Source organism: Pantoea sp. X-Soil-OKNW-556, from assembly GCF_059730695.1.
On the sequence record NZ_AP035990.1, the window covers coordinates 4,252,709 to 4,265,686 of the forward strand.

12 protein-coding genes are annotated in these 12,978 nt (G+C 57.8%); 1 reads left to right on the plus strand and 11 read right to left on the minus strand.

Going from position 1 to position 12,978, the window contains the following annotated elements:
* Positions 1-42 precede the first annotated feature (42 nt).
* Together AC6I8T_RS19835 and AC6I8T_RS19840 are read right to left on the minus strand one after the other, a co-directional pair.
* Entirely contained in the window at positions 43-879 is an 837-nt protein-coding gene (locus AC6I8T_RS19835) for a fumarylacetoacetate hydrolase family protein (RefSeq protein ID WP_497834254.1), read from the minus strand.
* A gap of 83 nt (positions 880-962) precedes the next feature.
* Positions 963-1,784: a M55 family metallopeptidase gene (locus AC6I8T_RS19840; protein ID WP_021184960.1), complete on the minus strand. Its 822-nt coding sequence runs from the start codon at positions 1,782-1,784 to the stop codon at positions 963-965.
* Between the two features lie 148 nt (positions 1,785-1,932).
* On the opposite strand from AC6I8T_RS19840, the gene AC6I8T_RS19845 reads away from it, so the two are divergent.
* Entirely contained in the window at positions 1,933-3,240 is a 1,308-nt protein-coding gene (locus AC6I8T_RS19845) for an IS4 family transposase (RefSeq protein ID WP_303465395.1), read from the plus strand.
* A 90-nt stretch (positions 3,241-3,330) separates the two neighbouring features.
* Here AC6I8T_RS19845 and AC6I8T_RS19850 read toward each other — a convergent pair whose 3' ends face one another.
* The 9 genes from AC6I8T_RS19850 to mntP all read right to left on the minus strand — a co-directional run bounded on the left by AC6I8T_RS19850 (position 3,331) and on the right by mntP (position 12,805).
* Positions 3,331-4,377: a DmpA family aminopeptidase gene (locus tag AC6I8T_RS19850; RefSeq protein ID WP_208724373.1), complete on the minus strand. Its 1,047-nt coding sequence runs from the start codon at positions 4,375-4,377 to the stop codon at positions 3,331-3,333.
* Between the two features lie 2 nt (positions 4,378-4,379).
* A complete protein-coding gene (locus AC6I8T_RS19855) occupies positions 4,380-5,264 on the minus strand; it encodes an ABC transporter permease subunit (RefSeq protein ID WP_208724374.1) in 885 nt (294 codons plus the stop codon).
* Positions 5,264-6,193, minus strand: a complete 930-nt coding sequence (locus tag AC6I8T_RS19860) for an ABC transporter permease (protein WP_021184963.1) — start codon at positions 6,191-6,193, stop codon at positions 5,264-5,266. Before AC6I8T_RS19860 ends, AC6I8T_RS19855 begins: the two co-directional genes overlap by 1 nt.
* A 145-nt stretch (positions 6,194-6,338) precedes the next feature.
* Positions 6,339-7,880, minus strand: coding sequence for a glutathione ABC transporter substrate-binding protein (locus AC6I8T_RS19865; protein WP_021184964.1), 1,542 nt, complete (start codon positions 7,878-7,880; stop codon positions 6,339-6,341).
* A gap of 20 nt (positions 7,881-7,900) precedes the next feature.
* The gene (locus AC6I8T_RS19870) at positions 7,901-9,772 is read right to left on the minus strand and encodes an ABC transporter ATP-binding protein (protein WP_497834255.1); all 1,872 of its coding nucleotides are present in this window, start codon (positions 9,770-9,772) and stop codon (positions 7,901-7,903) included.
* A gap of 18 nt (positions 9,773-9,790) precedes the next feature.
* Complete coding sequence (dgcA, locus tag AC6I8T_RS19875; RefSeq protein ID WP_021184966.1) at positions 9,791-10,756, minus strand: N-acetyl-D-Glu racemase DgcA; 966 nt, start codon at positions 10,754-10,756, stop codon at positions 9,791-9,793.
* 1 nt (position 10,757) lies between these two features.
* Positions 10,758-11,765 (minus strand): N-acetyltransferase DgcN, encoded by a 1,008-nt coding sequence (gene dgcN, locus AC6I8T_RS19880; RefSeq protein WP_021184967.1) that lies wholly within the window; start codon positions 11,763-11,765, stop codon positions 10,758-10,760.
* Positions 11,766-12,017: 252 nt separating this feature from the next.
* Positions 12,018-12,314, minus strand: a complete 297-nt coding sequence (locus AC6I8T_RS19885) for a hypothetical protein (protein WP_497829719.1) — start codon at positions 12,312-12,314, stop codon at positions 12,018-12,020.
* Positions 12,233-12,805, minus strand: a complete 573-nt coding sequence (mntP, locus tag AC6I8T_RS19890) for a manganese efflux pump MntP (RefSeq protein ID WP_208724378.1) — start codon at positions 12,803-12,805, stop codon at positions 12,233-12,235. The genes AC6I8T_RS19885 and mntP overlap by 82 nt, the downstream gene beginning before the upstream one ends.
* Between the last annotated feature and the right edge of the window lie 173 nt (positions 12,806-12,978).

The following is a 12,978-nucleotide window of genomic DNA, read 5'->3' on the forward strand; positions in this document are numbered from 1 at the left end:
GCCGCTACAAATGATTGCACCCATCAGTAGCGGCGTGATTTATCACGCAATAGGGTGACGCAGGCGTCCGATTTTTTCGATCTCCACTTCAATCTCATCGCCGGGGAACATAAACAGCGGTGGCGTGCGCTTCTTACCCACGCCGCCCGGTGAACCGGTGATGATCACATCCCCTGCCGCCAGCGGGCTGAATGCCGAGATGTATTCGATGATCTTCGCTACCGGATGCACCATGCTGGCGGTGGTGTCGTTCTGTACTTCACGCTGATTCAGCCAGGTTTTAATCGCCAACTGCTGTGGATCGGGGATCTCATCCGCGGTGGTCATCCACGGGCCAAAACCCCCGGTTTGCGGCCAGTTTTTCCCGGCAGTGAACCAGGTGAACTGCATGTCACGCACGGTGGCATCCATAAAGCAGCTGTAACCGGCGACGTGGGCCAACGCTTCATCCGCTTTGACCTGATACGTCGGTTTGCCGATGATCACCGCCAGCTCGCCTTCATAGTCGAACTCCTGGGTAGTGACCGGTTTCAGCAGCGGCTGCTCATGAGCCGCCAACGAATCAGCAAAGCGCACAAATAAGGTCGGCGCTTCAAGCGTTTCAGCAAACTCTTTGCGTTTGTCGGCGTAATTCATCCCAACGCAAAACACCTTACCCGGATTCTCAATCACCGGCAGAAAACGGATAGCACTGAAGGGGTAATCGGCAGGCAGCGCGTGGAACGCTGCCAGGTCGCTCTGCGCACCACGTTGCAGCAGGGTTTTCAGGTCGGGACATTCGGCACCGAGGCGTTTGCCGATATCCACCACACCCTGTTCCTGCACGATTCCATAACTTTTTGTTGCCTGGTCAATAAGATAAAAACTGCAAAGCTGCATGACTGCCTCGTTGGAATAAAAAAATCGCGCGCAGGTTACCAAAAGCCGCACAGGAAAGCGGTACGACCTGCGCGCGATGTGGCTTAATTTTGCGTACTCGCCAGATATGAGAAGGCACTCAGCAGGCTGATCAGTGTCCCCATCTGCTCGGCACGATAGCCCACCGTTACCGCATCAATACGTGTTACACCGGGGATCAGGCTGAACAGATCGGCCAGCACCGGTTTGCTCGCCTGGAGCTGCATCTCATAAGGGGCGCTGAGGCGGGTGGTGCTGACCTGACTGGCACGCTGCACTGCCGCCGTCGCCGCCGCGCGAATGGCGTTTTGCGCCGCCTGCGGGCTGATGGATTCTGCGCAGGTATGGGAAATCGCGCGTTTTACGCAGACGTAGTCCACCGATGGATAATGCTCGCCCATCCAACCCTTGAGCTGATCGTCGCCGCTCACCAGCCACAGCGGTGTGCCCTGTTCGGCAGCCGCAGCGGCATAGATATCGCTCTCGCCCATCACTTTGCCGTTGATATGGATGCGCCAGAACGCGCGACCGTTAATGGTGTGCGCCAGCACGCCCGGCTCTCCTGCCGCGCTGTGATAACCGATAAAAAACAGGCCATCGAACGGTTGCTGCTCCAGCCCTTCGACCATCGACAAACCGCGAGGTTTGCCCTGCACCAGCCGGGCTCGCGCATCGATATTTTCTGCGCGCAGGTTGGTCATTTGCGCGTGGCTGTCAGCCACTACCACCTCGGTGGCACCACCGGCAAATGCCCCGTCAATGGCGGCGTTGACTTCCTGTTCCATCAATCCACGCGCCAGCTGATATTCCGCATGGCCGGGTGAACATTGTTCCGGGCGCATCACGCCCGCGATGCCTTCGATATCGGCGGAGATAAAGATTTTCATAGGGTGATGTTTGTTCCGTTAATCATGTTACAAGCCAAAACCGCGCGATAAATCGCGTAATGCCGATCAGTTAAGCATGAAATGATCGATTGAACGATCCTGTAGTTCTGCAAAAATCTGTAATCTCCCGGGGATTACGGATTTTTTTATGTTACTCAGCCAGGCTCTCGATACCGTCCTGAACTTTACGCCGAAAGAATTTTCTGCGCTTTCCGATCTGCTCTCACCCGAACTCATTGATGAATGTCTGGTTGATACCGGTGTCGTGACTCTGCGAAAACGCCGCCTCCCAATGGATATGATGGTCTGGGCTGTTACCGGCATGTCCCTGTTTCGTTCGCTTTCCATGAACCAGATTGTTTCTCATCTGGATATCGTGTTACCGGGTAAACGTCCTTTTGTCGCGCCCAGCGCCGTGGTGCAGGCGCGTCAGCGACTCGGTGAAGATGTTGTTCGTCTGGTTTTTGAGAAGTCCCGCCAGCTCTGGTTCGACAAAACACCCTTGTCGAACTGGAATGGTCTGACCCTGCTGGCCGTCGATGGCACGCTATGGCGTGCGCCCGATACGCCGGAAAACGATGCCGCTTTTGGACGAACGGCAAATATACACAGCCGCTCTGACTGGCCGCAGTTACGCATGGTCTGCCAGATGGAAGTGACCAGCCATCTGCTGTCAGGTGTGAGTTTTGGCAGTGTGACAGAAACCAGCGAAGTTGACCTTGCCGCCGGGCTGGTGAAACAGACTCCCGATAACTCACTGACTATACTGGATAAAGGCTTCTATGCGCTCGGCCTGCTGCACTACTGGCAGACATCCGGGACAGGGCGACACTGGATGCTTCCATTGCGTAAAGATGCAAAGTACCGGGTTCTGAAAAAGCTGGACAAAGGCCACGAGCTGGTAGAGTTCGACCTGTCGTGGCAGGCGCGCAAAAAATGGAAAGATGCGCCGGAGACACTGACGGCGCGGCTGATAAGCAAGCAGGTTAACGGGAAAACAGTACAAATCCTGACCTCGATGTGCGATGCGCGTCGTTATCCGAAGGCGGATATCGTTGAGCTTTACGGGTATCGCTGGGAAATCGAGCATGGCTTCCGGGAGATGAAACAGCATCTACTGAACAATGAACTGACGCTGAGAAGTAAAAAACCGGAGCTGGTGAGACAGGAGTTATGGGGCGTTGCACTGGCGTACAATCTCCTGCGCTTTATGATGGCGCAGATGGCTTACAGCCTGAAGAATGTGGAACCTTATCAGATGGGCTTTAAGCAGGCCGCGCTTTATCTGACGGGCCAGCTAAGCATCCTGCCCGCCGTAGCACCGGGAAAAATCCCGCGAATAATAAATGAAATAATGGAGATGGCAGGAAGCTTCGTGCTTCCGAAGCGAAGGCAGAGGCATTATCCACGGGCGGTAAAAAAGAGGCCGAAACGCTATGCGTTCCGGCATGACTGAGGCTTAACTGACAAGCATTACGCGATAAATCGCGACATTACGTGCGTTCATTCGTAGCGGCGCGATTTATCGCGCAAGAATACCGGGAAGTTATGGTTGCGCCAGTTTGTCTAAAACATCCGTCAATGCCGGGCGGTGGTGGCCGCGGAAGCCGGTAACGGCTTCGGCACTCAGCAACGCATCCAGCACCGCGTGTTCAGTGGCATCGGCGGCGGCAGCGAGCAAGGGTTCCAGCGCCGCATCATCCGGTGGCTGTGGTTGGCCCTGGGTGGAAAAGGCTACCGCGATATCGCCGGAACCATGACCCCAGTAGCTGCCAAGACGTCCCAGGCCGGCACCCGCGCGCTTTGCCACGCGCTTCAACTGACGAGCATCCAGCGGCGCATCGGTCGCCATAATGATGATGATGGAACCCGCATCGCGCTGTGGCGTCAGTTCCGGCAGCAACGGGGAGATCATCTCGCCGAGGCGCACGCCATCCAGCGTTAACGCCGTCAGTGCGCCAAAGTTCGCCAGCACCAGCACGCCCAGAGTGGCATTCAATGAAGGGATCAGACGCGAGGCGCTGCCAATGCCGCCTTTCAGGCTGAAGCAGCTCATACCGCGCCCGGCCCCCACGCTGCCACGGGGGAAATCGGGCTGCGCCTGGTGCAGGGCTTGCTGCGCCAGCGCTTCCGTCACCGCCAGCGCCTGGATGTCGTTCAGCCAGCCGTCGTTGCACTCCAGCGCCAGCGGATTAACCGTAGGCAAACTGCGGCCCAGCTCCGGGTTGCGGCTGATGGCATCACGCACCAGGGTGGTAAACAGCGTGCCGACTGCCAGGGTGTTGCTGAGCAGGATTGGTGTCTGCAATTCGCCCAGCTCCTCCACCTGTACCAGACCAACCGGCTTGGCAAAGCCGTTAAACACCGCTGCCGCGCAGGGCAGCGGTTGCTGGAACAGATTGTCGCCCGGCGGCACAATCGCGGTGACGCCGGTCTGGATCTCACCCTCGGCCAACGTGGCATGGCCGACGCGCACGCCGGGAACATCGCTGATCAGGTTGGTCGGCCCACAGGCGCTGCGCGGCTGACCGAGCTGGCGCGTTTCACGCCAGCGTTGCAGCAGCAGGTCGCGCTGCATCTGTTGAAAATCCATGTTTAACTCTTCAGTTTGGGATCAAGCGTATCGCGCAGGGCATCGCCCAGCAGGTTAAACGCCAGCACCGTGATAAAAATCGCCAGTCCAGGGAAGACGCTAACGTGCCACATGCCCGCCATCATCATGTTGCGGCTCATCGCGAGGATGTTGCCCCACTCCGGGACGTCCGGCTCCGGGCCAAGACCAATAAAACTCAGTCCGGCTGCGGTGAGAATACTGGTGCCGATGCGCATGGTGAAGTAGACAATCACGTTCGACAGCGTACCCGGCAGGATATGGCGCAGCAGGATCACCCGGTCCGGCGCACCGGCGCAGCGTACCGCTTCCACATAGGCGGCCTGCTTCAGCGATAAGGTCGACGCACGTACGATGCGGGCAAACACCGGTACGCTGAATACCGCCACCGCGATAATCACGTTATTCAGACCTGGCCCGAGAATGGCCACCACCGCAATCGCCAGCAGCATACCGGGGAAGGCGAACAGCACATCAGAACCACGCATGATCAGCATGTCGATCCAGCGACCATAGTAGCCCGCCAGCAAGCCAAGCATCACGCCCACCACCATGCCAAGCGTGACTGACACAACGCCAACATATAACGAGATACGTGCGCCAAAGATAATGCGACTGAACAGGTCACGACCGAGATCGTCGGTGCCCATCCAGTGCGCGGCAGACGGCGGTGACGACAGCGCCATCCAGTCTGGTGCCATCGGGTCCCACGGGGCCAGCCACGGGGCGAAAATCGCCACCAGTACCAGCAGCAACACAAAACCGCCCGATACCAGCGCCAGTGGATTGTGCACAAAGGCGTGGAGAAAATCGCGCCACGGCGAACGGATCGCCTCCTGCGTGTTGGCAGGCAGAGATTGCAGACTCATCACGGCTCCTGTCGCAGGCGAATTGCCGGGTTAACCACTGCGTACAGCAGATCCACCAGCAGGTTAATCACAATAAATTCAAAGACAAACAGCATAACCAGCGCCTGAATTACCGGCTGATCCTGCGCTTTGATCGATTCGATCAGCAGCCAGCCTAATCCCGGCCAGTTGAACACGCTTTCCACTACGATCGATCCACCCAGCAGAAAACCAAACTGCAAACCAAGCATGGTGATCACTGGGATCAGCGCATTGCGCATCACATGTTTCCAGGTGACCAGCCGATTACGTAACCCCTTCGCTTTGGCAGTACGCACGTAATCCTCCTGTGCCACTTCCAGGAACGCAGATCGGGTAAAGCGCGCCATCACCGCCGCCACCGAGGAGCCAAGGGTAATGGCGGGCAGGATGATATCGGTGGGCTTGTTGAAGCCGCTGACCGAGAACAAACCAAACGGCATGGCAACAAACTGAATCAGCAGCAGGCCCAGCCAGAAAGTCGGCATTGAGATACCGCCCACCGCGACGCTCATCAGCGTCCAGTCCTGCCATTTACCGCGTTTCAGTGCCGCCAGCACACCCAGAAACAGACCAAGAATCACCGACCAGGCAAAGCCCGCCAGTGCCAGCCACATGGTCGGCATAAAGCCTTTTTTGATCACTTCCAGCACCGGTTGTTGCGTGCGATAGGTGACGCCGAGATCGCCGCGAAACAGGCCGCCCAGCCAGTGCAGATATTGCTGCGGCAGCGGGTCATTCAGACCAAGATGCTGACGCGCGGCTTCCACCGCCGCCAGCGGTGCATCCGGCCCGGCGTAGATACGTGCCGGATCGCCCGGTAGCAGTTTGATGAAGCCGAATACCAGCAGCGAGACCACCAGCAGTACCGGGATCATCTCCAGCAGACGACGAATGATGTATGCGAACATGCGTTTCCTTTTTGTGATGGTGCGAGCGGTGGGGCCCTCACCCTAACCCTCTCCCGCCAGAGGGAGAGGGGACTGATCGAGCACCATCACTACCTCCCTCTCCCGTCTTGCGGGAGAGGGCCGGGGTGAGGGTCACAGCGATGTCTTACTTAAACGCCGCCTGGGTATACAGGAAGTTGCCATCTGGCAGCATCGACACGCCGCTCAGGTTGCTGCGTTTACCCACCAGGTTGTCTGGCGTACCGAGGAAGGCGACCGGGGCATCTTTCCACAGCAGCTTCTGCGCTTCGGCATACGCCACACCACGTTTCGCCGGGTCAGCGGTGGCCAGGCCACCGGCAATCGCTTTATCCACTGCCGGGTTGCTGTAGTACGACACGTTGTATGAGGTCGGCACCCAGGATTCGGTGGCGTACAGCGGGCGCAGTGCCCAATCCGCATCACCGGTAGAGGTGGACCAGCCGCCGTAGTAGAGGTCAAATTCCGCCTGCTTCGGATCCTTCACGCCCCACAGTTTGGCGTTGCGCGTCCCGGAATCCATTGGCGTCACGGTGACGCGAATGCCTGCGGTCGCGAGCTGCGCTTTCAGGAACTGCGCCGCACGCACGCTGGCAGTGGCGTTGGTGGTCCACAGCTTCAGATCCAGACCGTTCGGATAACCCGCCGCTTTCAGCAGCGCTTTGGCTTCATCCGGTGCGTAACGGTAGTTCGGGTCGCTCTGCTTCTGCCAGAACTGCACCCCTTCCGGGATGGCGGAGCTGGCTGGCTTGCCCATACCGGCAAACGCCACTTTCAGCCACAGATTGCGATCGATGGCGTAGTTGATCGCCTGACGCACGCGCAGATCCGCCAGCGGTTTGTGCTGGGTGTTGATCGCCATGTAGTACAGGTAAATGCTCGGATCGCGCTGGATCGCCAGCTTGCTGTCGTTCTGCACGGTGCTGATCAGATCGGACGGCAACGGCCAGATCGCATCCACCTGACCGGACTTGAGTGCGGCCACGCGCGTGGCATCTTCCGGGCTGGGTGAGAAGGTGACGTTATCGACTTTCGGCCAACCTTTCTGCCAGTAGCCATCGTATTTGGTCAGGTTGACTGCTTTCCCCGGCTGCCAGTCAACAAACTTAAACGGACCGGTACCCACCGGATGCAGACGCAGCTGCGCTTCGTCCGGGTACTGCTTGAGGATTGCCGGGCTCCACATCACCGCCGACGGATGCGCCAGGGTGTTGATAAAAGCACCAAACGACTGGTTCAGCTCAACTTTGACCTGATCCGGGGCCAGTACCGTGACTTTCGCGATCATCTTGTACAGGCTGTTGCGCTTCAGGCCTTTGGTCTGATCGGCGAGGCGTTCAAGGTTGGCTTTCACCGCTTCCGCATCGAACGGCGTGCCGTCCTGGAAGGTCACGCCTTTGCGCAGCGTCAGGGTGAATTCGGTGGCACTGTCGTTGCTGGTGTAGCCGGTCGCCAGCCAGGGTTGCAGCTTCATCTGGGCATCAAACTGGAACAGCCGTTCAAAGATACCGCTCTGCACCGAATAGCTGACGTTGTCCGAGGTATCGTGCGGATCAAGGCCAGTGATATCGGCATACATTGAGATGTGCAGATCCTGCGCCTGTGCGGCAGCCGCCAGGGAGAGGGTAAGTCCGAGAGCGAGCGAGGTGCGACGGAAAAACGGGTTCATAAAATCTCCTGGTATTGGGGTTAGCGCGAAACAATGCCGTCAGCGACCCAGTGCTGCGGAGCAACCTGGCGATAACGGGGTTTAATGACCGTTTCTCCCACCTTGCGTAGCGGCGAGGGGATCTCGCTGTCTTCGAAAGTTCGTTGTGGACGGTTCTGTGGATCTGCCACCGGCACCGAAGCCAGCAGCCGTTGGGTATAGGGATGTTGCGGGTTATTGAACACCGACTGGCGTGGCCCCAGCTCCACAATCTGGCCGAGGTACATCACCGCCACGCGGTTGGCGATACGCTCCACCACCGCCATGTCATGCGAGATAAAAATCCACGACACACCGGTTTGTTGTTGCAGATCCATCATCAGGTTCACCACCTGTGCCTGAATCGACACATCCAGCGCAGAGACCGCCTCGTCAGCGATAATTACTTTTGGTTTCAGCGCCATTGCACGGGCAATCGCGATGCGCTGACGCTGGCCGCCGGAAAACTCATGCGGATAACGGCGCGCATGTTCCGGCAGCAGGCCAACACTTTTCAGCAACGCTTCCACCTGCGGCGTCGCCTCCTCCAGTGACTTCACCACGCCATGCAGCAGCAGCGGCTCGGCAATGGTGAACCCCACGGTTAAGCGCGGATTGAGTGAGGCATAGGGGTCCTGAAATACCATCTGGATTTCACGCCTGAGCGGCTGAAACTGTGCCTCTTTCAGGTTGGCAATTTCGTTACCCTGGAAATGGATACTGTCGGCATCGCTGTTGATTAAACGCATCAACGCGCGACCGGTGGTGGATTTGCCACAGCCGCTCTCGCCAACAATCGCCAGGGTTTCTCCCGGCCACAGCGTGAAATCGATCTGCTCCACCGCATGTACCTGGTGAGTCAGCGCCGAGAAGATGCCGCTGCGAATCGGGTAATACACTTTCAGGCCACGGACATCGAGCAGCGGTTTGTCGTCATAACGCGCGGTGCGCTGTTCGGCATTATCGGCTGGCGCGGCACCGAGCAGCGGAAAGCGTTGCGGCCAGGCGTGTTCACGCATGTCACCGAGTTTCGGTACCGCCGCCAACAAGGCTTTGGTGTAAGGATGCTGCGGCGCATTGAAAATCTCCGCCACCGTGCCCTGTTCCACCACATCGCCGCGATACATCACCACCACACGGTCGGCGACTTCCGCCACCACGCCCATATCGTGGGTAATAAACAGCACCGCCATCTGTTTGGCGCGTTGCAGATCGCGCAGGATATGCAGAATGCGCGCCTGCACCGTAACGTCGAGCGCGGTCGTCGGCTCATCGGCGATCAACAATTGCGGGTCGCAGGCCAGCGCCTGCGCAATCATCACTCGCTGCCGCATCCCACCCGATAACGAGTGCGGGTAGCTTTTCATCACGCGATCGACATCGGCAATACGCACCTGGCGCAGCAGTTCGCGCGCACGCGCTTCGGCCTCGGCTTTGCCACAAATTTGCTGGTCGCGTAGCGCTTCCGTCAGCTGATCGCCGACGCGCAACACCGGGTTCAGTGAGGTCATCGGCTCCTGAAAAATCATCGACATTTCGCGGCCACGCAAAGTGCGGCGCTGGGTTTCGTTGAGTTTTTCCAGCTGATGCAGTTGACCGCGACGATCGCGGAACTGGATGCTGCCGCGATCGATACGGCCTGACGCCGCCAGCAACCCCATCACCGCCAGCGAGGTGACCGATTTACCCGATCCACTCTCGCCAACCACGGCGACGATTTCGCCCTGATGTATTTCGAAATTGATGCCTTTCAGCGCCTGGCTAACGCCGCTTCGGCCGCGAAAGCTGACGCTGAGGTCCTGAATAGCGAGTACCGGCGCAGTCGCGGAACCGGCAACGCTGGCGGCGTTGTGCATAAGTGAAGTGTCCGTCATCGTTGCTCCGCGTGCGGGTTATAGCCAGATTCGGCCCTGGGAATAGGAGAGGAATGGCGAGCTGTCTGCCGCCAGCCAAATCGGGCCATCCAGATCGACATGTTCTGCCGCAATCGCCACTGGCAGCGCCGCTTCCATCGCCAGCGATGAACCCAGCATGCAGCCGACCATCAGGCGCATATCCAGCTTTTGTGCTTCGGCCACCATCGCCAGCGCTTCGGTTAACCCGCCGCATTTATCCAGCTTGATGTTGATCATTTCGTAGCGATTGCGCAGTTGCGCGATGTCTTCCCGCGTGTGGCAACTCTCGTCAGCACACACCGGAATCGGATGGGTGAAACGCTGTAAATCCTGATCCTGACCGGCCGGTAGCGGTTGCTCGACCATCGCGATGTTGTACGGCAGCAGCGCGTTAAGCAGGCTGTGCAGATCCACACCAGACCAGGCTTCGTTGGCATCAATAATCAGCGTGGCGTACGGGGCCGCAGCGCGGATCGCCGCCACTTTTTCCAGAATGTCGTCACGATTAAGTTTGATTTTCAGCAGGATCGCGCCACGCGATACCGCATCGGCTGCCGCTTCCGCCATATTGGCGACGCTGTCCAGGCTGAGAGTTTCGGCGGTGATCACCGAAATTGGCTGCTCCTGCTGCGTCAGCTGCCAGATTGACTGTTTCGCCAGCGCAGCGTCGAGCCGCCACAGCGCGCAGTCCAGCGCGTTACGCGCTGAACCGGCATGCAGACGGGTTTGCAGATCGACACGGCTGAGGCCCGCTTCGATGTCAGCGCGCATCGCTTCCAGCTCGGCGTTGACGCTTTCTGGCGTTTCGTCGTAACGCGGCGTAGGTGTACATTCGCCGCGACCAATAAAGCCATTCTGCTCCAGGGTGACGCGAATCACCGTCACTGCGGTGCGCGTGCCACGCGAGATGGCAAACGGGCGCGCCAGCGGCAGCTCCAGCACTTCAATCTGCATGCGCCGCATCTTAGCCACGCTCCTTCAGCAGCGCCGCGATGTCACTGATACCAAAGCGCACCGGGTCGGTGGCAGGTACGCCAAACTCGGCACTGACCTCGGCGCAGTAGGCGCGCGCTTCTTCTTCGCTGTAGTTCGAGGTGTTGATAGCGAAACCGGCCAGTTGCACCGAGTCACTGGTGACGGTGGCGGCGCGCAGGTTAGCTTCCACGCAATCTTTCAGGCTGACCATCGGTTGATGCGGCAGATGGCGCATATGTGGGCGGCCCATCTCATGACACATCACCAGCCACTGCGGCTGCGCACCGTGGATCAGACCCATCGAAACACCGGCGTAGGACGGATGGAACAAGGAACCCTGGCCTTCAACGATGTCCCAATGATCGGCCTCGTTAGCCGGTGACAACGCTTCAACCGCACCCGCGATAAAGTCAGCAATCACCGCATCGATCGCGATACCGGCACCCGCAACCAGGATACCGGTCTGACCGGTGGCGCGGAAATCTGCGTTCAGGCCGATATCACGCATTGCGGCTTCCAGCGCCAGCGAGGTGTACATCTTGCCTACTGAGCAGTCGGTGCCGACTGTAAGTACACGCTTACCGGTACGTTTTTTGCCGCTGCCAACGTCCAGCTTCGGACGCATATGGCGGATATCAAACAGTTCAACGCCGAATTCCTGTGCCAGCGCCACCAGCTCAGGCTCATCCACCAAACGATGGTGCAGTCCGCTGGCAACATTCATACCGGCTTTGATGGCGTTGCGCACGGTATCCAGCCAGTGCTGCGGCAGGTAACCACCGGCGTTGGCGGTGCCGAGCACCAGGGTTTTCGCGCCACGCGCTTTGGCGGTGGCGATGTCGATCTCTTCCAGACCAAGGCTCACAGTGCAGCCAGGCAGTTTGATTTCGCCAACGCACTGCTCAGGACGCCAGACGTGGATGCCGCGCGCGGTTTTAGCCGCCAGTGGATCGGTTACGTCGCCAAGGAAAAGCAAATAAGGTTGCGGGATCAGCATGATGTTTCTCGTATCAGACAGGTGAAAAGGACCTGAGCTGACTATTCCATGCTGCTGGCGAGGGTGACGAATGCTTGTTTAGTGGCGGGGTATAACCTCAGGCTATAGCCAGATCTAAATCTGATGACTGAAGGGGTAAAACGACGTTTTCAGGGAGAAATTGGGGAGAGAATGCGCGGGAGAGATAAGAAAATCATTGATAATCACCGGTCGATCCCTGACCGCGATTATCGAGGGTTGCGTGCGGAGCGCTTAGTTTAAAGCACCCGGCGGTACGTGTTTGTAAGTTTCAACATAAGCACGAAACACGTATTTGAAGAACCGTTTCATAAAGCACCTGATTAAAAATAAGTTGAGAAATACTAAAAAAAGTATATCCCCAGCCTGTTTTTTAAGCAAGAAACTTTGAACCAGATCACAAAATTGCAGGTTTTTCGCATCTGCACAATCTGCCGATACGAAAGACCTTAACTGAACCAACCCAGATGTTCCACCAGAATGGTGGAACCGATACAAATCAGGACAACGCCTCCCAGCACTTCCGCCCATTTGCCCAATACCGGGCCAATAAAGCGTCCCACCATCACGCCGGTGGTCGCCATGACGGTGGTGGCTGCGCCGATGGTGATAGCGGTCATCACGATGTTCACCTGCAAAAACGCCAGGCCAACACCCACTGCCAGGGCATCCAGACTGGTGGCTACCGCGGTTAACGCCAGCACCATAAAACCGTGACGCTGCGGCGGATCACAGGGTTCACCGGCGGTCTGACTTAAGCCCGCCATCATCATACGGCCACCGAGCAGGGTCAGCAGGCCAAAGGCCAGCCAGTGATCCCATGCCATCACATAACGACTGGCCGCCAGGCCAATTGCCCAACCAATCAGCGGGGTGAGCATTTCAATCACACCGAAAATCAGACCGGTGCGCAGTGCCTCTTTAAAATCTGGACGATGCAGGGACGCGCCTTTGCCAAGTGCTGCGGCGAAAGCGTCCATTGACATACCTAAGGCCAGAATCAGGGTTGCGATAAATGTCATGATTTTTCAGTCGACGCGGAGCAAAAGGCGTATAAGCCTGGAGTTTGTCCGCATCTATTGTTCAGTAATGAAAAAGTGCGCGCAGTCTAGCACGCAAACTCACTAAAAAAAAGACAGTAAAATCAGGGCTTTAAGTATAGCAAAGGCTATAACTCTTAACTCTCGCTATTTCT

Bases quoted from the DNA above. Each gene is read 5' to 3' on its own strand.
- AC6I8T_RS19835 (WP_497834254.1), bottom strand. From the start codon at position 879: ATGCAGCTTTGCAGTTTTTATCTTATTGACCAGGCAACAAAAAGTTAT.
- AC6I8T_RS19840 (WP_021184960.1), bottom strand. From the start codon at position 1,784: ATGAAAATCTTTATCTCCGCCGATATCGAAGGCATCGCGGGCGTGATG.
- AC6I8T_RS19845 (WP_303465395.1), top strand. From the start codon at position 1,933: ATGTTACTCAGCCAGGCTCTCGATACCGTCCTGAACTTTACGCCGAAA.
- AC6I8T_RS19850 (WP_208724373.1), bottom strand. From the start codon at position 4,377: ATGGATTTTCAACAGATGCAGCGCGACCTGCTGCTGCAACGCTGGCGT.
- AC6I8T_RS19855 (WP_208724374.1), bottom strand. From the start codon at position 5,264: ATGAGTCTGCAATCTCTGCCTGCCAACACGCAGGAGGCGATCCGTTCG.
- AC6I8T_RS19860 (WP_021184963.1), bottom strand. From the start codon at position 6,193: ATGTTCGCATACATCATTCGTCGTCTGCTGGAGATGATCCCGGTACTG.
- AC6I8T_RS19865 (WP_021184964.1), bottom strand. From the start codon at position 7,880: ATGAACCCGTTTTTCCGTCGCACCTCGCTCGCTCTCGGACTTACCCTC.
- AC6I8T_RS19870 (WP_497834255.1), bottom strand. From the start codon at position 9,772: ATGACGGACACTTCACTTATGCACAACGCCGCCAGCGTTGCCGGTTCC.
- dgcA (WP_021184966.1), bottom strand. From the start codon at position 10,756: ATGCGGCGCATGCAGATTGAAGTGCTGGAGCTGCCGCTGGCGCGCCCG.
- dgcN (WP_021184967.1), bottom strand. From the start codon at position 11,765: ATGCTGATCCCGCAACCTTATTTGCTTTTCCTTGGCGACGTAACCGAT.
- AC6I8T_RS19885 (WP_497829719.1), bottom strand. From the start codon at position 12,314: ATGGGCGGAAGTGCTGGGAGGCGTTGTCCTGATTTGTATCGGTTCCAC.
- mntP (WP_208724378.1), bottom strand. From the start codon at position 12,805: ATGACATTTATCGCAACCCTGATTCTGGCCTTAGGTATGTCAATGGAC.